The 19,301-nt window shown below is 70.2% G+C and carries 18 protein-coding genes; 8 read left to right on the top strand and 10 right to left on the bottom strand.

From position 1 onward, the window contains the following. Nucleotides 1–3: 3 nt before the first annotated feature. From DFP88_RS13550 to DFP88_RS13510, 9 genes are all read right to left on the bottom strand, one after another. On the bottom strand, nucleotides 4–912 hold the full coding sequence (locus DFP88_RS13550; protein ID WP_245904818.1) for an ABC transporter permease: 909 nt from the start codon (nucleotides 910–912) through the stop codon (nucleotides 4–6). Continuing rightward, nucleotides 909–1,937: an ABC transporter permease gene (locus DFP88_RS13545; protein WP_110815222.1), complete on the bottom strand. Its 1,029-nt coding sequence runs from the start codon at nucleotides 1,935–1,937 to the stop codon at nucleotides 909–911. Before DFP88_RS13545 ends, DFP88_RS13550 begins: the two co-directional genes overlap by 4 nt. A 132-nt stretch (nucleotides 1,938–2,069) precedes the next feature. Then, nucleotides 2,070–4,367, bottom strand: coding sequence for a helix-turn-helix transcriptional regulator (locus DFP88_RS13540; RefSeq protein ID WP_110815221.1), 2,298 nt, complete (start codon nucleotides 4,365–4,367; stop codon nucleotides 2,070–2,072). A gap of 115 nt (nucleotides 4,368–4,482) precedes the next feature. Then, the gene (locus tag DFP88_RS13535) at nucleotides 4,483–5,406 is read right to left on the bottom strand and encodes an isoaspartyl peptidase/L-asparaginase family protein (RefSeq protein WP_110815220.1); all 924 of its coding nucleotides are present in this window, start codon (nucleotides 5,404–5,406) and stop codon (nucleotides 4,483–4,485) included. Further along, nucleotides 5,403–6,302, bottom strand: a complete 900-nt coding sequence (locus DFP88_RS13530) for a polysaccharide deacetylase family protein (protein WP_110815219.1) — start codon at nucleotides 6,300–6,302, stop codon at nucleotides 5,403–5,405. Before DFP88_RS13530 ends, DFP88_RS13535 begins: the two co-directional genes overlap by 4 nt. Then, entirely contained in the window at nucleotides 6,299–7,048 is a 750-nt protein-coding gene (locus DFP88_RS13525) for an SDR family NAD(P)-dependent oxidoreductase (protein ID WP_110815218.1), read from the bottom strand. Before DFP88_RS13525 ends, DFP88_RS13530 begins: the two co-directional genes overlap by 4 nt. Beyond that, nucleotides 7,045–8,052 (bottom strand): ketopantoate reductase family protein, encoded by a 1,008-nt coding sequence (locus DFP88_RS13520; RefSeq protein ID WP_110815217.1) that lies wholly within the window; start codon nucleotides 8,050–8,052, stop codon nucleotides 7,045–7,047. The genes DFP88_RS13525 and DFP88_RS13520 overlap by 4 nt, the downstream gene beginning before the upstream one ends. Further along, on the bottom strand, nucleotides 8,049–8,750 hold the full coding sequence (locus DFP88_RS13515; RefSeq protein ID WP_110815216.1) for a creatininase family protein: 702 nt from the start codon (nucleotides 8,748–8,750) through the stop codon (nucleotides 8,049–8,051). Before DFP88_RS13515 ends, DFP88_RS13520 begins: the two co-directional genes overlap by 4 nt. Beyond that, the gene (locus tag DFP88_RS13510; protein WP_245904817.1) at nucleotides 8,747–9,748 is read right to left on the bottom strand and encodes a GntR family transcriptional regulator; all 1,002 of its coding nucleotides are present in this window, start codon (nucleotides 9,746–9,748) and stop codon (nucleotides 8,747–8,749) included. Before DFP88_RS13510 ends, DFP88_RS13515 begins: the two co-directional genes overlap by 4 nt. Nucleotides 9,749–9,902: 154 nt before the next feature. On the opposite strand from DFP88_RS13510, the gene DFP88_RS13505 reads away from it, so the two are divergent. From DFP88_RS13505 to DFP88_RS17480, 8 genes are all read left to right on the top strand, one after another. Continuing rightward, nucleotides 9,903–11,480, top strand: coding sequence for an ABC transporter substrate-binding protein (locus DFP88_RS13505; protein ID WP_110815215.1), 1,578 nt, complete (start codon nucleotides 9,903–9,905; stop codon nucleotides 11,478–11,480). 65 nt (nucleotides 11,481–11,545) lie between these two features. Beyond that, nucleotides 11,546–12,523 carry an ABC transporter permease gene (locus DFP88_RS13500; protein ID WP_110815214.1) on the top strand — a complete coding sequence of 326 codons (978 nt, stop codon included), beginning with the start codon at nucleotides 11,546–11,548 and terminating at the stop codon, nucleotides 12,521–12,523. Next, nucleotides 12,520–13,458: an ABC transporter permease gene (locus tag DFP88_RS13495; protein ID WP_110815213.1), complete on the top strand. Its 939-nt coding sequence runs from the start codon at nucleotides 12,520–12,522 to the stop codon at nucleotides 13,456–13,458. Before DFP88_RS13500 ends, DFP88_RS13495 begins: the two co-directional genes overlap by 4 nt. Beyond that, nucleotides 13,455–14,420: an ABC transporter ATP-binding protein gene (locus DFP88_RS13490; protein WP_110815212.1), complete on the top strand. Its 966-nt coding sequence runs from the start codon at nucleotides 13,455–13,457 to the stop codon at nucleotides 14,418–14,420. The genes DFP88_RS13495 and DFP88_RS13490 overlap by 4 nt, the downstream gene beginning before the upstream one ends. Beyond that, nucleotides 14,417–15,442: an ABC transporter ATP-binding protein gene (locus DFP88_RS13485; protein ID WP_110815211.1), complete on the top strand. Its 1,026-nt coding sequence runs from the start codon at nucleotides 14,417–14,419 to the stop codon at nucleotides 15,440–15,442. Before DFP88_RS13490 ends, DFP88_RS13485 begins: the two co-directional genes overlap by 4 nt. Continuing rightward, nucleotides 15,439–16,896: a gluzincin family metallopeptidase gene (locus DFP88_RS13480; protein ID WP_110815210.1), complete on the top strand. Its 1,458-nt coding sequence runs from the start codon at nucleotides 15,439–15,441 to the stop codon at nucleotides 16,894–16,896. Before DFP88_RS13485 ends, DFP88_RS13480 begins: the two co-directional genes overlap by 4 nt. Before the next feature lie 68 nt (nucleotides 16,897–16,964). Beyond that, on the top strand, nucleotides 16,965–17,600 hold the full coding sequence (locus DFP88_RS13475; protein WP_110815209.1) for an alpha/beta hydrolase: 636 nt from the start codon (nucleotides 16,965–16,967) through the stop codon (nucleotides 17,598–17,600). After that, complete coding sequence (locus tag DFP88_RS17480; protein WP_181418644.1) at nucleotides 17,495–17,878, top strand: prolyl oligopeptidase family serine peptidase; 384 nt, start codon at nucleotides 17,495–17,497, stop codon at nucleotides 17,876–17,878. The genes DFP88_RS13475 and DFP88_RS17480 overlap by 106 nt, the downstream gene beginning before the upstream one ends. A gap of 11 nt (nucleotides 17,879–17,889) precedes the next feature. Here the strand turns inward: DFP88_RS17480 and DFP88_RS13465 are convergent, their stop codons facing one another. Continuing rightward, nucleotides 17,890–19,272: an aminotransferase gene (locus DFP88_RS13465; protein WP_110815207.1), complete on the bottom strand. Its 1,383-nt coding sequence runs from the start codon at nucleotides 19,270–19,272 to the stop codon at nucleotides 17,890–17,892. Nucleotides 19,273–19,301: the final 29 nt, after the last annotated feature.

Below are 19,301 nucleotides of genomic sequence, written 5' to 3'. Positions count from 1 at the left end.
GGCTCAGGCCTCCACGTCGAACATGTCGCGCAGGCCGTCGCCCAGCAGGTTGAAGCCGAGGGTCGCGTAGAAGATGGCGAAGCCGGGGGCGAGGACCTCCCACCACATCTCGGGCAGGAACTGGCGCCCGTCGGCCACCATGGAGCCGAGGTCAGGCGTCGGCGGGCGCACTCCGAAGCCGAGGAAGGAGAGCGTCGCGCCGAAGAGGATCACGAAGGCCGCGTCCAGCGTCGTCTTGACCGAGATCACCGAGACGCAGTTGGGCAGGATCTCCCGCAGCAGGATGTGCCAGTGGCTGGCGCCGGCAAGGCGCGCGGCCTCGACGTAGTCCTCGGCCATGATCTGGCTGGTGACGCGGTAGATCAGCCGCGCGTGCCAGGTCCACCACAGCAGGGTGACGGCGATCATCGCGTTGACCAGCGTCGGCTCCAGCACGTTGCCGATGGCCAGCGCCATGACCAGCGGCGGGATCGCCAGCATCACGTCGGTGAAGCCGGTGATCAGCCGCTCGGTCCAGCCGCCGAAATAGCCGGCGGTCATGCCCAGCAGACTGCCGACGGGCACCGAGATGCCCAGAACGCCCACGACCAGCAGCAGCGAGACGCGAAAGCCGAAGACGGTGCGGCTGAAGATGTCGCGCCCGGCCTTGTCGGTGCCCATCCAGTGTTCGGCATCGGGGGGCAGATGGCGGCTGCGGAAATCCACCACGGTGCCGATATGGTCGGGGTAGGGCGCGATCAGCGGCGCGAAGATGGCGCAGAGGATGGTCGAGATCACGATCAGCGCGCCGATCACAGCCGCCGGGTTCCGGCTGAACCGGTACCAGGTCATGTAGCCGGCGCTCAGCGGGGCGGTATCGGCGGGGCGGCCCTCGGCCAGGTCCTCGGTCAGGCGGTCGTCGGTCATGCTCATGCGGGGGCTCCCCTGCGCTGGCGCGGGTCGATCAGGCTGAGGATCAGGTCGATGACGAGATTGGCGAGGATGAAGAACAGCCCCGAGACCAGCACCACCGCCATCAGCGCGTTCAGATCCTTCTGCAGGATCGCGGTCAGACCGTAGCTGGCGAAGCCGCCCCAGCCAAAGACCATCTCGACCACGAAGGCGTTCCCGATGAGCGAGGCGAACTCGAGCCCCATGATCGTCAGCGGCGCGACCGAGCTGAGCTTCAGCAGGTAGCGGAACACGATCACCCGGTCCGGCACGCCGAAGCTGCGCAGCGTCAGGACGTGATCCTTGCGCTGGTTCTCGATCATCGCAGAGCGGGTGATGCGGGTGATCTGGCCGATGCTGGCCATGGCCAGCGCCAACGCCGGAAAGGCCAGGTGCTGCGCCGCATCGACGAAGACCGCGCCCTGCCCATGCACCAGGCTGTCCAGCAGCAGCAATCCGGTCGGCCCGTCGGGGATCGGCAGTGTGCGGTCCACGCGGCCCAGGATCGGCCAACCGGGGATGAAGTTCGCCGCCAGCAGCTGCAGCCCGATGGCGAAGAGGAAGCTGGGGATCGTCACCCCGATCAGCGAGAAGACGCGCCCGCCGTTATCGATCCAGCTGTCGCGGTAGCGCGCGGTCGTCACCCCCAGCGGGATCGCCACGACGATCATGATCGCGATGGTGATGATCACCAGCTCCAGCGTCGCGGGCAGGAACTCTGCCACGTCGCGGATCACCGGGCGGTTGGTGACCAGCGAGCGGCCGAGATCGCCCTGCAGCGCCCCGCCGAGGTAGCTGGCGTATTGCACGAGGACGGGCCTATCGAGGCCCATCTCCTGCTGCAGCGCCGTCACCTGCTCGGCCGTGGCCGAGGGGCCAAGGGCCATGCGCGCCGGATCGCCGGGCACGATGCGCGCCAGCACGAAGATCATCAGAGACAGCACCAGCAGCACGAGGACAAAGCCCAGAAGGCGGCGCAGGATGGCCTCGATCAGATCGGCACGCATGGCGGCTGCCCCCTTGGCGGGATCGTTTGTTGCCCCTCGCAGGGCCTTGCTGATGCAAAACATGCTGCGGCAGCCGCCCAGCCTGTCGCAACGGGTCCAAGGTCGGGGTTTTGCCGGTCGAGGTCTGGGTTTTCAGCCCAGCCAGCCCAGCGCCTGCCCGGCGGCGATGGCCTCGCCGCGGTTGGCGCAGCCCATCTTGCGCAGCAGGTTGGTGACGTGGAACTTCACGGTTCCCTCGGCGATGCCCAGCTGGCGCCCGATCAGCTTGTTCGAGGCGCCCTCGGCCAGCAGTGTCAGGATCCGCGCCTCGCGCCGGGTCAGCGTGCCGCGGGCGGCGGCCCCGGCGGCGCCCGCGCGGCTGTCCTGCAGGCGGCGCAGCACGGCGCGGGCCGGGCCCGCCGCCCGGACGTAATCGCCGATGCGCCGATCCTCGATCAGCGGGATCAGGAAAGCAGCCTCCTCGCTCAGCGGGGCGAGGGACCGGGTCTCGGCGGCCTGCACGAGGATCTCGCGCACCAGCCCGCGCGCAAGGCTCAGATCGCCGCGCTCGCGCGCGACATGGGCGCGCCAGATGCGCAGGCTTCGCGCCTGGCGCCCGGTCAGGGCCGGGTTCTGCGCCATGGTGCGAAGCTGGCCGTCCAGATGCGCCCGCCGCGGCGTCTCGTGCACGATCTGCCGCAGCCAGAACAGCGCAAGCTGCACCTCCTCGCGCCCCGCGAGGCGGGCCAGCTCCTCGCCCGCCGTCTCGACCCAGACCCGGTCGAGACGGCTTTGCAGCTGGGCCGCGGTGCGCGCGGCCTCGGTCCAGCGCTGGCCGGTCTGCTGGATCTGCGCGCGCCGCATCTCGATCATGAAGCGGAACTGCCTGTTGCGGGCGCGCACGACGCCCCAGCGATCGAGAAAGCTGGCCGCGGTCCGCAGCGAATACTGCTCGGCCAGCACCTGCCCGCCGTAGTGCAGGGCCGTCTCCAGCAGGGTCGGCCAGATCTCGCCCCGGGCGAAGGGATCGGAATCCTCGCCCCAGAAGGCGATCAGCGGGCCGCTGTCGCCCTGCTCGTAGGCGGTGCAGGCGACCAGCAGGCGCAGCAGGCGCGCGTCGCCGGGGCTGTCGAAGCCGCAGCGGTCCAGCAGGACCTGCGCCCGGTGCAGGGCCGCCTCGGCCCGGCCGACCTCGCCCAGCGTCAGATAAAGGCCCGCCTGGTGCAGGCAGACGTAGAAGGCAAGGTGCGGCACCTCGGCCGCCTCGTAGTGCCGCAGCGCGCGGCCTGCCGCCACCAGCGCCTCGTCGTGGCGGCGCTGGCGCGTCAGGAACTCGACCATCGCGTTGTAGAAGGTGCCCCTGTGCAGCTCGTCCGACAGCGGCAGGTCGTCGAGCAGGGTGTAAAGCTGGTCGGTCAGGGCCGGCGGAACGGCGATGTCCTGGTAGATCAGCATGGTGACGCTGAAGATGCGAAAGCCCGGGCCGTGGTCGGCGGCGCGGCTGATCACCCGCCGGATGTTCAGGGCCTCGCGGCCGAAATGCGTGGCAATCCGGTTGCGGGCCCATTCGACCTCGCCCTGCTTCAGCGCCCGGATGGCATCGGCGAGGACAAGCGCCGGGCTGGCCTGTCGCAGCGCGGCGGGAAACCGGTCGAGCAGCCGGGAGAAGGCCTCGGGCCCGATCCTGTAGATCGCGTACCAGCCCTGCGCCGCCTCGAACTGCCGCAGCGCGGCCTCCGGCGCGCCGAGGTCCAGTAGCGCCGCCGCCGCGGCGCCGGCGGGGGCGGCGGCATAGCCGGCGGTCAGCGCCGCCCCCTCCTGCGGCAGGCGGCGGGCGAGGGCGGCGGCGAAGGCGCGCTCGAGGGTGGGGCGCAGGCTCTCGGGCACCACACGGGGTCTGCCGCCCTCCTGCCGCAGCGCCGGCAGGTCCCGGTCGGGCGGCGGATCGCAGGGCTGGCCGTAGCTCAGCGCCAGATGCAGCGCCGCGAGGCGCGCAGGCGGCAGCGGATCGAGTACCTCTTCGCGGATATAGGTGGTGCGGGCCTCTTCCTCGGGCAGATGGGCCAGCACCGGCCAGCCGCCATCAGCGTCCTCGGCCCCGCGCAGCGCCTCGGGGCCCAGCCGCAGCGCCTCGCCCTGCGCCAGCAGGCGCTCCGCCCCGCGCAGGACGAGGCCGGGCCGATGCGCCACGATCAGCCGCGCCCCGGGGCCGAGGGGTGGCAGCCGCAGCACCCCCTCCTGCGCCTGCAGATCGATCAGGCAGGGCCCCTCGACCCGCCCCTCGGGCAGGCGGCCTGCCACGTCGCAACCGAGATGCCGCGCGAGGCGGCGCAAGAGGTGGCTCTTGCCCATGCCGGCGGGCGCGCGTAGCAGGACCAGCGGCAGCGGCTGGCCAAGGACGCGCGCCATGGCGTCGCGCCCCCCGGCGGGCTCTGGCTGCGACTGCGGCATTGGCGGCGATCCCCAAAGGGCCTCTGGACCGGCCAAGTCTAGGGCCGCAGCCCGCGCGAGATCAAACTGCCACGGACCTGCCTTTTCGGTCAGGAAATTCTGTGATCTCGCAACCTTAGCGGTAGATCGCGACGCTCGGCTCTTCCCCCGACCTCACCCAGGCCCGGTACATGCCCTCGCAGTTGAAGGGCAGCGCCAGGTTCCCCTCGCGGTCCACGGCGATCACTCCGCCCGAGCCGTCGTTGCGCCCCAGATCCTCCATCACCACGTGGCGCGCCGCGTCCTCAAGGCTCTGGCCGGCGTGGCGCATCCGGGCGGCGATCTCGGCACCCGCGGTCCAGCGGATGAAGATCTCGCCGTGCCCGGTGCCCGAGACGGCGCAGGTCGCGTCGTCGGCAAAGGTGCCGGCGCCGATCATCGGCGTATCGCCGACGCGGCCCGGCGCCTTGGCCGTCATCCCGCCGGTCGAGGTCGCCGCCGCCAGATGCCCGGCCTCGTCCAGCGCCACCGCGCCGACGGTGCCGTGACGGCGGGCCGGATCGTCGTCGACCTCGCCCTTGGCGCGCTGCTCCAGCGTCGTCTGCAACGCGTCCCAGCGGGCCTGCGTGAAGAAATACTCCGGCTCCTCGAAGGGCAGGCCGGCGTCGCGCCCGACCTGAAGGGCATTGGGGCCGATAAGGCAGACGTGGTCCGTCCGCTCCATCACCGCGCGGGCGAGGCGGATCGGGTTGCGCGGGCCGCAGATGCCGGCGACGGCGCCGGCGCGGCGATCGCGCCCGTCCATCACGGCGGCATCCATCTCCTGCTTTCCCTCGGCGGTGAAGACGGCGCCGCGCCCCGCGTTGAACAGCGGCTCGTCCTCCAGCGCGGCGACGGCCTCGACCGCGGCATCCAGCGCGGCGCCGCCCGCGCGCAGCACGGCCTCCCCGGCCTCGAGCGCGCGGGCGAGGGCCTCGCGGTAGGCCGCCTCCCGCTCGGGCGTCATGGTCGATCTCAGGATCGTGCCGGCGCCGCCGTGGATCGCGATGGAATAGGTCATGCCGCTCCTTTCGGCCCGGCTGCCTGCAGGCAGTAACGGGCAATCTCTGCATGGGTCGCGATCCAGGCCTCGCCGGTCGCGCGGATATGGTCGAGCAGCGCCTCGAGGATGAAGATCCGCGAGCGGTAGCCGATGATATGCGGGTGCATCGTCAGCACGAAGAGGCCGCCCTCGGCCCGCGCGCCCTCGAACTCGCGCAGGAAGATGTCGAGCACATCGGCGGGCGGCGTGTAGGGGCGCTGGGCGCCGTGCCGGTTCATCATGAAATAGGCCGCATCGTCACGGATCCACTCTACCGGCAGCTCCACGAGGCCGGTGGGACGCCCGGCCGCGACGATCTCGTAGGGGTCGTCGTCCGCGAAGAGGGAGCTGTCGTAGAGCAGGCCCAGCTCCTCGGCGATCGACAGCGTCGCATCGCTGAAATCCCAGGAGGGGGTGCGCATGCCGACGGGGCGGGTGCCCGTGATCCCCTCGAGCGTATCGGCGGCGCGCAGCATCAGGGCGCGCTCCGCCTCTGCCGGAACCTCGGTATTGCGCTCGTGGATCCAGCCGTGCAGCGCGATCTCGTGGCCCTCGCCCGAGAGGGCGCGCTGCTCCTCGGGGTGCAGAAGGGCCGAGACGGCGGGCACGAAGAAGCTGGCGCGCGCCTCGTGCCGGCGCAAAACCTCGCGGATGCGGGGGATGCCGCGGCGGGCGCCGTATTCGCCCCAGCTCAGGCGGGCGAGGCTGGTGGCCCCGTCGCGCAGCTCGTTCGTCTCGTGGTCGCTGTCGAAGCTGAGGGCGACGGCGCAGCGCGCCCCGCCAGGCCATTTGGCGGGCAGGAGCGAGCGTCCGGCACGGATCTGCTCCACCCGCGGGCGCCATGTCGCCTCGGGCCAGGTATGGGGATCGGTCATGCGTGTCCTCCGTCGACGGACAGGATCTGGCCGCTGATCCATCCCGCCTGGTCCGAGGCGAGGAAGGTCACGGCATGGGCGATGTCTTCGGCGGTGCCGAGGCGGCGCATATGGGTGCCGGCGAGGATCTGGGCCTGCCGCTCGGGGCCGAAGGCCTGCCACTGCGCCTCGGTCGAGGGGTTCGACAGCACGAAGCCCGGCGCGACGGAATTGACGGCGATACCTTGCGGTCCGAGTTCCAGCGCGAGCTGTTTCGTCAGCCCGACGAGGGCGTGCTTGGCCGCGGCATAGGCCTGGATGCCGGTCAGGCTGGGCCGCAGACCGGCACCAGAGGAGATGGTGATGATCCGCCCGTCTCCCTGCGCCTTCATATGCGGCGCGGCGGCCTGGGCGCACCACATGGCGGCATCGACATTGGCGGCGAAGATCGCCTGCCAGTCCTCGGGCGTGATCTCTTCCAGCGGGCGGCCGGTCTGGCCGCGCACCCCGCCGGCGGCCGTGACGAGGCCGTCGATGCGGCCATGGCGGCGGGCGATCTCGTCGATCGCCGCATGGACGGCGGCGCGATCCCCCAGATCCGCCTCGTGGCGCGAGGCGCCCTCGGGCAGGCGCGCCATGCCGGCGCCGTCGATGTCGATGGCGGCGACCTGCGCCCCGGCCTGCGACAGGCTGTCCACGATGGCGGCGCCGATGCCCTGCGCCGCGCCGGTGACGACGAAGACGCGGCCAGACAGATCGATCCTCATGCCGTCACCAGCAGGTCGGGCAGGGCGTCGGACTGCTCGCGCCGCCCCTCCTCGATGTCGTGGATCAACTCCACGAGGCGCGAGAGCACCGGCATCGCCAGCCCGCGCGCCTGCGCGATCTCGAGCATGATGCCAAGCTGCGCGTCGACCTCGGTCTTGCGTTTGCGCACGGCAAGGTCGCGCCAGATGCCGGAATGGGTCTTCGCCGTCTTGCGGTTATGCGCGACCATCCGGTCGAGCGAGGTCGCCATGCCAGCCGCGTCCCCGTCGCGGAAGGCGGCAGGATCGAAGCCGTTGAAGCCCAGCGGCTGCACCCCTTCGGCATAGGCGAGGCGCATGACCTCCTGCCCCAGCCGCTCGTAGGCGCTGCGATGGGCGGGGCGGGCCATGGCGTCGGACATGGACGAGGGGGTGAGAGCGGTGGCGAAGAGCAGCGCGCCGTAGCCCATCTTGCCCCAGAGATAGCCCCAGATGTTGTCGGTCAGCACGGCCTCGGGCTCCACCAGAGACAGCAGGCCGTGGATCTCGCGCGCGCGGTCCGACACCTGGCCGTCAAGCTCGCCCACAGCCACGGCGGCGCGGTTGCCGTAAAGGATGCGCCCCGGCTCCAGCCAGTCGGCGCCGAAGTTGACGAAGCAGCCGACCGTATTCTCGGCGCCGATGCGGGCGGCGATGACACGCTCGTTCAGGCCGTTCTGCGCCGAGACGACATGGCCGCCGGGGGCGAGGTGCGGCAGCGCCATCTCGAGCGCCGCCTCGGTGTGATGCGCCTTTACCGCGAGGATGATGCGCTCGTATTGCCCGGTGACCTCGGCCGGCAGGGCGGCGGGCAGGGGCTGCACGAACGCCTCGACCGGGCCTTCGATCCGCAGCCCCTCGCGCATCGCGGCGACATGCTCGGGCACGATATCGACCACCTGCACGGCATGGCCTTCGCGGGCGAGCACGGCGCCGATGACGCCGCCGATGGCGCCGGCGCCCCAGATCAGGATCGGCTGGGTCATTCCCAATCGCCCTCGAGCTGGGCGCGCGTCTCTTCCACCGCGACCTCCCAGAGGCGATCCGTGTCGGCGTCGGGGCGCTGGTAGTAGCCGCCGTAGTTGCCGTCGCCGATCAGCGCGCGCACCCCGGCGGCGTCGCGGTCGCGCAAGCGGTCGAAGGGCACGAAAGGCTTCTGCTCCTGCGGCAGGTCACGGCCCGGCAGGCGGGTCCAGGGAAAGTTCTCCATCCAGCTGGCATGGCTGGCGACGGGGTCGATCGACTGCACCGTCTCCCAGGTCCTGGGGGCGCGCCACCAGTCGTGGAAGCGGCAGCGGGCGCCCTCATGCGCCTCCATCCATTCAGCGCAGACGGGCTGCACCGGGCTGTTCCCGCCATGGCCGTTGACGATCAGCACCCGGCGGAAGCCGGTGGCATAGAGGCTGTCGAGGATGTCGCGCACCACGGCGGCATAGGTCGCCAGCTTCAGCGAAACCGTGCCGGGATAGCCCATGAAGTAGGGCGTCAGGCCATAGGCGAGGGCCGGGAAAACCGGCACGCCCAGCGGCCGGGCCGCATCGGCGGCGACCTTTTCCGACAGGATGGAGTCGACCGAGAGGCTGAGGTGCGCGTGCTGCTCGGTCGAGCCGAGCGGCAGGACGGCGCGGTCGTCGGTCTTGAGGTACTCCTCGACCTCGAACCAGTTGGCTTCGGTGATCCTCATTCTGCGGCGTCCCTTCTGTTGGCGGCCTGTCGGCGGCAGGTTTCCACGGCGGGGAGGATGTCGCTGCGGATCGACTGCACCTCCGGGGTGTGGCGGTATTCGAAGGCGGTCTGCCCGGGGCCGAGGTCCTGCAGCAGGTACTCGGCGCCGGAGGCGAGGATCAGAACCTCGGCCTCGGCAAGGCGCTGGGCCTCGCCCGGGTCGCCGCGCACGACCATGGTCAGATCCCCGACATGGGGGGCAAAGCGCTGGATGCCGGTCTTCATGATCGTCACGAAGCCGGGAAAGTAGGAATAGGCCGCGACCCGCGCCTCGGGCCGCAGCGAGGCGAGCGCGACGCGCGTCGCCTCGTTCGGGATCAGCGTGACGCCGACGACCTCGATCCCGGGGCAGAGGCCGCGGATCTGCGCCAGCAGGGTGCGCGGCGCGACGATCAGGTCGTATCCCCCGGCGCCGCGCGCCTCGAGCTGGGGCAGGGTCATCGCCTCGATCCGGTCGCTCTGCGGCAGGTGGCGGCTGATATCGGCGGCATAGGCCTCGGAGGCGTCGTGGAAGTTGCCGACCAGCAGGACGGAGACGGGGCGGCTCCGCGCCGGCTGCGCCATGGCGACGCGCAGCGACAGGTCCGCCGGCGTCATCCCGCAATCGCGGCCAAGGGCGATCAACTCGGCGATGCGGCTGTCGATCTCGGCCATCTGCTGGCGCTGGTCGCCCCCGCCCGAGGCGCGGACATAGGTGCCGGATCCGGCGCGCCCCTCGACATGGCCGGCGGCCTGCAGCGCGGCATAGACATTCGCCACCGTGACGGGCGAGACGCCGACGCGGCGCGCCATGGCCCGGACCGAGGGCAGGCGCTGACCCACCCGCAACTCGCCCGAGCCGATGCCGAACTCCAGCGCGCCGCGCAGCTGGATCGAAACGGCCACGGAAGAGCGCGGATCGATGGCCGAGACGATGCGCTCCACCTCCGGATCCAACTCTGCCTGCTTTTCCTGCATCCGTACCAGCCTGATAGAACAATATTGCTTATCTTCACCGTAGCTTCCCGGTTCTTGCGCGTCCACAGGAATAATCGTTCATTTCTGACTTGACGCTCGGCGAGGTCGCTCCGTAACGTACCAGTCAACAATAACGCTTTACGGGGAGTCGCTCATGTCCAAACATCTTCTGAAATCCGCCGTCGCGGCGGCGGCGCTGCTTGCGGCGGCGCCTGTCGCCGCGCAGGAACTGACCGTCGGCCTGCGCGCGGGGCCCGATTCCATCGACCCGCACTGGTCCACGCTGGGCAGCCAGGCCGAGGCGCTGCGCCATGTCTTCGACACGCTGGTCGACGTCGATGATACGCTGCAGCTTCAGCCCGGCCTCGCCGTGAGCTGGGAGGCGATCGACGACACCACATGGGAGTTCAAGCTGCGCGAGGGCGTGACCTTCCACGACGGCACGCCCTTCACCGCCGAGGACGTGAAGTTCTCGATCGAGCGGATCCCCGAGGTCACCGGCCCGATGTCGATGACGCTTTATACCAAGTATGTCGACAGCGTCGAAGTCGTGGACGACTACACCCTGCGCGTCACCACCAAGGGCATCGCCCCGGCGCTGCCGAACGACTTCACCCGCCTCTTCGTCGTCCCCTCCGAGACCGGCATGGAAGCCGGCAACGAGGAGTTCAACTCGGGCGAGGCGGCGATCGGCACCGGCCCCTACCGCTTCGTGTCCTGGCAGCCCAAGGGCGACCTCGTGCTCGAGCGGTTCGACGACTACTGGGGCGAGGCGCCGGCCTGGGAGACCGTGATCCGCAAGGAGATCCCCGATGATGCCGCCCGCGTCGCGGCGCTGCGCTCGGGCGAGGTGGACCTGATCAACTACGTCCCCGCCTCGGACTACCTCGCGATGCAGAACGACGGCGATATCGAGACTTTCGTCTCCGACTCCATCTACATCCTGAACATCGCGCCCAGCGTGAAGGACGAGGAGCCGCAGCCGATCACCGTGAACGGCGAAGAGGTCGAGGGCAATCCGCTGCAGGACCTGCGCGTCCGGCAGGCGCTGGACATGGCGATCAACCGCGAGGTGCTGGTCGACATCGTGCTCGAAGGCCTCGGCACGCCGGCCAACCAGCTGATGCCCGAGGGATTCTTCGGCTACACGGACGAGATCGGCGACAAGCCCTACGACATCGAGCAGGCGCAGGCGCTGCTGGAAGAGGCGGGCTATCCCGACGGCTTCGAGATCGATTTCACCTGCACCAACAACCGCGTGCCCGGCGATGCCGTGGTCTGCGAGGCGCTGGCGCAGATGTGGTCGCGGCTGGGCCTGACCGTGAACGCGCAGGCGCTGAACGGCACCGTCTTCTTCCCCGCCGCCGCGCGCGAGGAATACACCATGACGATGTCGGCCTGGGGCACGCTGACCGGTGAGGCCGCCTATACCTACGGCGCGCTGGTGCATTCCAAGGATGACGAGGCCGGCTTCGGCAACTTCAACCGCACGGGCTATTCCAACCCCGAGTTCGACGAGGTCTTCGACGAGGGCACCCAGACCCTCGATCCCGAGGCGCGCCGCGGCCTCTACGAAGAGGCCTCGCTGATCGCGATGGAGGATCGTGCGCTGATCCCGACCGTGATCCTGCAATCGGTCTGGGCGGCCGAGGCGGATACGCTCGATTTCGCGCCGCGCGTCGATCAGGAAACCCGCGCCTACGCCATCACCCCGGCCGAAGCCGCCGAGTGATGCCCGAGGTCCGCGCCGCCACCCTTGCGGCGCGGACCGCCCCTGCTGCCTGAACCGGAGCACCCATGCTGGGATTTCTTCTGCAACGCCTGATCCAGGCCATGATCGTCATCATCGCGATGTCGGTTATCGTCTTTCTGGGCGTCTACGCGATCGGCAACCCGATCGACGTGCTCATCGATCCCGGCGCCACCGCCGAGATCCGCGAGAACCTGATCCGGCAGTACGGCCTCGATCAGCCGCTCTGGCAGCAGTACTTCACCTTCGTCGGGCAGGTTTTGCGCGGCGATCTGGGCACCTCGATGGTCTACAATATCCCGGTGACCGACCTCGTCTTCTCGCGCCTTCCCGCGACGCTGGAGCTTGTCTTCGTCTCGGTCTGCATCGCCACGCTGGTGGGCATCCCCGCCGGCCTCTACGCCGGCTACCGCCCAAATGGCATCGCCGCCAAGGCGATCATGGCGCTCTCGGTGCTGGGCTTCTCGGTGCCGACCTTCTGGATCGGCATGCTGCTGATCATGGCCTTCGCCGTCGGGCTCGGCTGGCTGCCCTCGGGCGGGCGCGGCGATACCGGCAGCCTCTTCGGCATCCCGACCTCGCTCGCCACCGCCGACGGCTGGAGCCATGTCATCATGCCGGCGATCAACCTGTCGCTGTTCAAGATGGGCCTGCTGATCCGCCTGACCCGCGCCGGCATGGTCGAGGCGATGTCGACCGACTACGTCAAGTTCGCCCGCGCGCAGGGGCTGCCGGACCGGCAGATCGTGTTCAGCCACGTGCTGCGCAACATCTCGATCCCCATCGTCACCGTCTTCGGGCTCGAGCTTGGCTCGACCCTCGCCTTCGCCGTGGTGACGGAAAGCGTGTTCAACTGGCCCGGCGTCGGCAAGCTGATCATCGATTCCATCCTGCAGCTCGACCGGCCGGTCATGGTCTCCTACCTCGTGCTGGTGGTGATCCTCTTCGTGCTGATCAACCTGACCGTCGATCTGGTCTATGCGCGCCTCGATCCGCGGGTCCGCCTGAAAGGGGGTGCCGCATGAGCGATACCATCGCCGCCGACAGCGAAACGCTCGCCGTGCCCTCCGCCGCCCCGCGCGAGACGCGGGCCGTGCGCCTGCGCAACTTCTGGGCCGACTATCGCCGCTCCTGGGTGGCGGTCGCCTCGCTGATCGTGATCGCGCTGCTGATCGCGGCCTCCTTCGGCGCGCCGCTGCTGGCGCCGCAGGACCCTTACGACATGGCCGCGCTCGACTGGATGGACGCCTTCCTGCGGCCGGGCACGGTCGGATCGGGCGGCTACATGCACCTTCTGGGCACCGACAACGCCGGGCGCGACATGCTTTCGGCGATCTTCTACGGGCTGCGCACCAGCTTCGTCATCGGGCTGACGGCGGGCGTGCTGGCGCTGTCCATCGGCATCGTCGTGGGCCTGGCGGCGGCCTACTTCCGCGGCCGGACCGAGGCGGTGCTGATGCGCGTCGTCGACCTGCAGCTGTCGATGCCGGCGATCCTGCTCGCGCTCGTGATGGTGGCGATGCTGGGGCAGGGGGTGGCGCAGATCATCTTCGCCCTCGTGGTGGCGCAATACGCCTACTTCGCCCGCACCACCCATGGCGCCGCCACGGTCGAGCGCGGCAAGGACTACATCGAGGCCGCGCGCTCCACCCCGCTGCCGACGCACCGGGTGCTGCTGCGCCACCTGCTGCCCAACGTCATGCCGCCGCTGATCGTGGTCGCCACGGTGCAGATCGCCAGCGCCATCGCGCTGGAGGCGACGCTGTCGTTTCTGGGCGTCGGCCTGCCGCTGACCGAGCCGTCGCTGGGATCGCTAATTTCCAACGGCTTCAAGTACATCCACACCGACCGCTACTGGCTGTCGATCTATCCGGGGCTGTTCCTGATGATCACCGTCGTCGCCATCAACCTTGTGGGCGATCAGGTCCGCACCATCCTCGACCCGAGGAACGCACGATGAGCGCTGCGCTGGACGTGCGCGGGCTGACCACCCGTTTCGCCACCCGCACGGGCCATGTCACCGCCGTGAACAACGTCAGCTTCTCGGTCGAGCCGGGGCGCATCCTCGGCCTCGTCGGGGAAAGCGGCTCTGGCAAGAGCGTCACCGGCTTTTCCGTGCTGGGGCTGATCGACGCGCCGGGCGAGATCGCGGGCGGCCAGGTGCTGATCGAGGGGGAGGACATGCGTGCCCTCACCCCCGAGGCGCAGCGCCGGATGCGCGGGCGCCGGGTCGCCATGGTGTTCCAGGACCCGATGATGACGCTGAACCCGGTGCTGCGGGTCGGCGACCAGATGGCCATGGCGGTGCGCGTGCACGAGCGCGTGTCGAAATCCGCCGCCCTCGCCCGCGCGCGCGAGGCGCTGGAGATCGTGGGCATCCCCGCGCCAGCCGAGCGGCTCAAGGCCTATCCGCACCAGCTGTCGGGCGGGATGCGCCAGCGCGTCGCCATCGCCATCGCGCTTCTGCACCGCCCCTCGGTCATCATCGCGGACGAGCCGACGACGGCCCTCGACGTGTCGATCCAGGGCCAGATCCTGGCCGAGGTGCGGCGCCTTGCCGACGAGACGGGGACCGCCATCGTCTGGGTGAGCCACGACCTTGCGGTCGTCTCCTCGCTCGCCGACGATATCTGCGTGATGTACGCGGGCCGGATCGTCGAAAGCGGCCCGGCGGCAGAGGTGATCGCCGCGCCGCGCCACCCCTACACGCAGGGCCTGATCCAGTCGGTGCCCAGCCTGCACGAGCCCGGGCGCAAGCTGCCGCAGATCCCCGGCTCGACCCCGCAGCTGTCGCGCCTGCCTACGGGCTGCCCCTTCCGCCCCCGCTGCCCGCGCGCGACGGAGGTCTGCGCAAGCGATCCGCCGGACCTCGGGACCGGCGGGCGCCGCGTGCTGTGCCATCATCCCCTGGAGACGCCATGACCGCCCCGCTTCTGGAAATCCGCCGCGTCTCCAAGCGGTTCACCCGCCAGGCCGGGCTGATCGAGCGCGGCGTCGCGCGGCTGACGGGGCAGGGCGCCGGCGGCACGGTCCATGCCGTGACGGACGTCGATCTTGCCGTGCCGCAGGGCGAGGTTCTGGGCATCGTCGGGGAATCGGGCTGCGGCAAGTCCACGCTCGGCCGGGTCGTCTCGGGCATCTACGCGCCCAGCGAGGGCGAGGTCGTGCTGAACGGCCAGCCCGTCGCGCGGGACCGCCACGGCGCCTCGCAGAAGCTGACGACCAAGGTGCAGATGATCCATCAGGATCCCTTCGCCAGCCTCAACCCGCGCATGAAGGTCGGCGAGACCATCGGCGAGGGGCCGCGTGTCCATGGCTTCGGCACCGCCGCCGAGATCCGCGAAAGGACGGGCAGCCTGCTCGAGCAGGTGGGGCTGGAAGCCAGCTATGCCGACCGCCTGCCGCACCAGTTCTCGGGCGGGCAGCGCCAGCGCATCGCCATCGCCCGCGCCCTTGCCATGCAGCCCGAGCTTCTGGTGCTGGACGAGGCGGTCGCCTCGCTCGACGTGTCGATCCAGGCGCAGGTGCTGAACCTCTTCACCGACCTGCGGCGCGAGCTGGGGCTGACGGCGCTCTTCATCAGCCACGACCTGTCGGTGGTGCGGCATGTCTGCGACCGGGTCGCGATCATGTACCTTGGCCGCGTGGTCGAGCTGGCGGGGGCCGAGGACCTCTACCGCGCGCCGCTGCACCCCTATTCCGAGGCGCTCTTCGCCTCGGTCCCGACGCTGGGGACGGGCCGCGCCAGCTTCCATCCGATCAAGGGCGAAATCCCCTCGCCCCTCGCGCCGCCGCCGGGCTGCGCCTTCCACCCCCGCTGCCCCATGGCCGGCCCGCGTTGCCGGGTGGAGGTGCCGCGGCTCAAGACGCCGGTGCAGGGGGCACGGCAGGTCGCCTGCCACCTGCACGACGGCGGCACCCAGCAGAAGGACATCGCGGCATGAGTGATTTCGACACCCGCGTCGCGCGGATCCACGACGTGCTTGCGGCGGTCAACGCGATCGACTGGGACGCGCGGGTGATGATGCCGGCGGGCGGCGCCGAGGGGCGTGGCCACCAGATCGCGACGCTCAAGGGCCTTGCCCGCGAGATGATCCTCGATCCCGCGCTGGCCGATGCCGCCGCCGCCGCGCAGGAGGTGCCGGAGACCCGCGCCGCCGCCGCGCAGGTTCTTGAGGCCATCGACCATCACGCCCGCATCCCCGCCGAGCTGCTGCGCCGCAAGACCGAAGGATCGGCCATTGCCGGGGCCGCCTGGGCCGAGGCGCGGGCGAAGGCGGATTTCGGGATCTTCCTGCCGCACCTCGAGCAGATGGTCGCCCTCTCGCGCGAGACCGCAGAGGCGCTGGGCTATGCGGGGCATCCCTACGATCCGATGGTCGATCTCTTCGAGCCGGGCGAGACCGCCGCCTCGCTGGGCACGCTCTTCGGGGAACTGCGCGAGGGCATCCGCCCGATCCTCGACGCCGCGCTGGGCCGGGACAAGCCGCGCACCGATTTCCTCTACCGGCACTATCCCCTCGAGGGGCAGCAGCGCTTCGCTCGGCATATCGCGGAGTGGCTGGGCTACGACTTCGACCGCGGGCGGCTGGACACCGCCGTCCACCCCTTCGAGATCAGCCAGGGCGCGGGCGACGTGCGCATCACCTCGCGCTGGCCCGAGGGCTATCTGCCGATGTCGATCTTCGGCACGATCCACGAGGTCGGCCATGCGCTGTACGAGCAGGGCGCCGATCCCGCCATGGCGCGCGGCGTCTTCGCCAGCGACCTCAAGGGGCTTTACGCCGTCTCGGGCACCAGCTTCGGCATGCACGAAAGCCAGTCGCGCCTGCTCGAGAACCACGTCGGCCGAACACCGGAGTTCTGGGACGCCCATTTCAGCGCCCTGCGTGACATCTTCCCCGAGCAGCTGGCCGATGTGACTGCCGAAGAGTTCGTCGCCGCCGTGAACCGGGTGGAGCCGGGGCCGATCCGGGTCGAGGCGGACGAGCTGTGCTACGATCTGCACATCATGCTACGCGTGCGGCTGGAGATGGCGCTGATGGACGGCAGCCTCGCCCCCGCCGATCTGCCGCAGGCCTGGAACGAGGGCATGCGCCGCGACCTCGGCATCGATCCGGCGGACGACGCGCAGGGCTGCCTGCAGGACGTGCACTGGTCGCATGGCTACATCGGCTCCTTCCCGACCTACACCATCGGCAACATGACCGCGGCGCAGCTCATGGCGGCAGGCGGCATGGGCACCGGCATCGCGGCGCTGCGGGATCATCTGCGCGACACGGTCTGGCGCCATGGCCGCAGCAAGTCGCGCCCCGAGATGGTCGGTGCGGCGGGCGGCGATGCCGGCGATCCGGCGCCCTACCTGCGCTACCTCTCGGACAAGTTCGCCGCGGCCTGACCGCCGCCGCTGGTCTCCGCCGGCGCCGGGACTAGTCTCGGGGCAGGCCGAAGGCGGGGAGAGCGCGGATGAGCATGGAGCAGGTGATCGAGGATATCGCGAACGAGTATCACCTCGGGCTCTCGCGAATGCAGGTGCTGGCGGACGGGCGGCGCTACTGGCCTGACCTCTTCGTCGCCGCGCCCGACGGCTACCGCCCGCTGACTGCCCGGCTGACCGCGCCCGCCGCGGGGCAGGGGCCCGCCCCGCTGGTGGTCTATATCCACGGCGGCGGCTGGCGGATTGGCCATCCCGGCATGACCAACCGCATCCTTCGTGAGATGGACATTGTCGGCCACCTCAACGCCGCCGGCTTTGCCGTGGCCGAGATCACCTACCGCATGTCGTCAGAGGCCTGCTTTCCCGCGCAAATCCACGACTGCAAGGCGGCGGTGCGCTACCTGCGCCGGCACGCGGGCGCGCTGGACCTCGACCCGGATCGCTTCGCCGCGATGGGTGAAAGCGCGGGCGGCCATCTCGCGCTGCTTCTGGGGCTCGAGCTGCCGGAGGCGCTGGAAGGCGATCTCGGCGTCACGGGGTGTCGAGCGCGGTTTCGGCGGTGGTCGACTGGTACGGTGTCACCGATCTCGCCAGCGTCTCCGACCGGCCGGACCCGGGCCTGCCGGGGGATCCGCAGGACGCGACCAGCCCCGAGGCGGCACTGATCGGCGGCGCGCCGGCCGACCGGCCTAAGGCGGTCCGGCTGGCCTCTCCGCTGACGCATGTGGGCGCCGGGGCGGCGCCGGTCCTGATCCAACACGGCACGGCGGACCGCATCGTCCCCTTCAAGCAGGCCGAGGAGCTGCTCGCGGCCTATCAGGCCGCCGGCGTCCCGGCCGAGATGGACCGCATCGAGGGCGCCGACCACTGCTTCTGGGGCGTGGAGACCGCCCCGATCCTGCCGCGCGCCATCGCCTTTTTGAAGGCGCGGCTCGGGGCCTGAGACGCCGCGCCTCAGGCGGCCTGCGCGAAGACGCCGTCCAGCGCGGCCTCGAGCTTTGCGAACATCTCGTCCATCTGCGCCTCGGTCAGGATGAAGGGCGGGCACAGGACGATGGCCTGCCCCAGCGGGCGGCAGATCAGCCCCTGGTCGGTGCAGGCATTGGCGATCCGCTCCGAGACCGAGAGATGCCCGGCGAAGGGCGTCTTCGTCTCCTTGTCGGCCACCGCCTCGAGCGCGCCCATCAGGCCGCGCCCGCGCCATTCGCCGATATGCGGATGCTCCGAGAGCCGCGCCAGCCCCGCCTCGAAGCGCGGGATCAGCGCGCGGACGCTGTCGATCAGCGGCGGATTGCCGCCCTCGCCCTCGAGGATCGTCTCGATCGCCTTGAGCGCTACCGCGCAGCCGACCGGGTGGCCCGAGGCGGTGAAGCCATGCGGAAACTCCTCGATCGCGCGGGCGGCGCGCTGCATCCGGTCCGACAGCGCCTCGCCCAGGATCACCGCGCCCATCGGGAAGAAACCCGCCGTCAGGCACTTGGAGCTGATGATCGCGTCAGGCTTGAACCCGTAGCTGTCGCAGCCCCAGACAGAGCCGGTGCGCCCGAAGCCGGTGATGACCTCGTCCGAGATCAGCGGGATGCCGTGGCGTTGAAGGATCGGCTGGATCGCCTGGAAGTAGCAATCGGAGGGCGGGATGACGCCGCCGGCGCCCATCACTGGCTCGGCGAAGAAGCCGGCGATGGTCTCGGCCCCCTCGCGGGCGATCACCTCTTCCAGCTCCTCCGCCATGCGCTGGGTGAACTGCGCCTCGCTCTCGCCCTCCTGCCCCTCGCGCCAGTAATGCGGGCAGGTCAGGTGGATGAAGCCCTCCAGCGGCAGGCCGAAGACGCTGTTGTAGGGCTTGCCGGTCATGCTGGCCGAGACGGCGGTGACGCCGTGGTAGGCGTTCTTGCGCGTCAGGATCTTGCGCCGCTGTGGCTGCCCCTCGGAGGCCCAGAGGAACCAGAGCATCTTGACCAGCGTGTCGTTCGCCTCGGAGCCGGAGTTGGTGTAGAACACCCGGCCCGTCTCGAAGGGCGAGACCTCGATCAGCTTCTCGGACAGCATCACGGTCTGGTCGGACATCCGCCCGAAGAAGGCGTGATAGCCCGGAAAGCGGTCGTACTGTGCCTTGGCCGCCGCCGTCAGGCCCGGATGGTCGAAGCCGGCGACCATGTTCCAAAGGCCCGAGTTGCTGTCGAGGTACTGCCGCCCCTCGGTATCGACGACGTAAGGGCCCGTGCCATGCGTCAGCACCACGGTGCCCCGCTCCTCGATGGTCGGCAGATCGGTGAAGCCGTAGAAGCTGCTGGCGGCGGCGCGGGCGTCCCAGCTGTTCGGGGTGGTCTCGGCCATGGCGGTCTCCTGCTGGCGTTTGGCGGCAC

Source organism: Pseudoroseicyclus aestuarii (assembly GCF_003217255.1).
Taxonomy (GTDB): Bacteria; Pseudomonadota; Alphaproteobacteria; order Rhodobacterales; family Rhodobacteraceae; genus Pseudoroseicyclus; species Pseudoroseicyclus aestuarii.
The sequence above is the reverse complement of the archived record's forward strand: the minus strand, read 5'-3'. Positions and strand labels throughout refer to the sequence as shown.

Bases quoted from the DNA above. Each gene is read 5' to 3' on its own strand.
- DFP88_RS13550 (WP_245904818.1), bottom strand. From the start codon at position 912: ATGAGCATGACCGACGACCGCCTGACCGAGGACCTGGCCGAGGGCCGC.
- DFP88_RS13545 (WP_110815222.1), bottom strand. From the start codon at position 1,937: ATGCGTGCCGATCTGATCGAGGCCATCCTGCGCCGCCTTCTGGGCTTT.
- DFP88_RS13540 (WP_110815221.1), bottom strand. From the start codon at position 4,367: ATGCCGCAGTCGCAGCCAGAGCCCGCCGGGGGGCGCGACGCCATGGCG.
- DFP88_RS13535 (WP_110815220.1), bottom strand. From the start codon at position 5,406: ATGACCTATTCCATCGCGATCCACGGCGGCGCCGGCACGATCCTGAGA.
- DFP88_RS13530 (WP_110815219.1), bottom strand. From the start codon at position 6,302: ATGACCGATCCCCATACCTGGCCCGAGGCGACATGGCGCCCGCGGGTG.
- DFP88_RS13525 (WP_110815218.1), bottom strand. From the start codon at position 7,048: ATGAGGATCGATCTGTCTGGCCGCGTCTTCGTCGTCACCGGCGCGGCG.
- DFP88_RS13520 (WP_110815217.1), bottom strand. From the start codon at position 8,052: ATGACCCAGCCGATCCTGATCTGGGGCGCCGGCGCCATCGGCGGCGTC.
- DFP88_RS13515 (WP_110815216.1), bottom strand. From the start codon at position 8,750: ATGAGGATCACCGAAGCCAACTGGTTCGAGGTCGAGGAGTACCTCAAG.
- DFP88_RS13510 (WP_245904817.1), bottom strand. From the start codon at position 9,748: ATGCAGGAAAAGCAGGCAGAGTTGGATCCGGAGGTGGAGCGCATCGTC.
- DFP88_RS13505 (WP_110815215.1), top strand. From the start codon at position 9,903: ATGTCCAAACATCTTCTGAAATCCGCCGTCGCGGCGGCGGCGCTGCTT.
- DFP88_RS13500 (WP_110815214.1), top strand. From the start codon at position 11,546: ATGCTGGGATTTCTTCTGCAACGCCTGATCCAGGCCATGATCGTCATC.
- DFP88_RS13495 (WP_110815213.1), top strand. From the start codon at position 12,520: ATGAGCGATACCATCGCCGCCGACAGCGAAACGCTCGCCGTGCCCTCC.
- DFP88_RS13490 (WP_110815212.1), top strand. From the start codon at position 13,455: ATGAGCGCTGCGCTGGACGTGCGCGGGCTGACCACCCGTTTCGCCACC.
- DFP88_RS13485 (WP_110815211.1), top strand. From the start codon at position 14,417: ATGACCGCCCCGCTTCTGGAAATCCGCCGCGTCTCCAAGCGGTTCACC.
- DFP88_RS13480 (WP_110815210.1), top strand. From the start codon at position 15,439: ATGAGTGATTTCGACACCCGCGTCGCGCGGATCCACGACGTGCTTGCG.
- DFP88_RS13475 (WP_110815209.1), top strand. From the start codon at position 16,965: ATGAGCATGGAGCAGGTGATCGAGGATATCGCGAACGAGTATCACCTC.
- DFP88_RS13465 (WP_110815207.1), bottom strand. From the start codon at position 19,272: ATGGCCGAGACCACCCCGAACAGCTGGGACGCCCGCGCCGCCGCCAGC.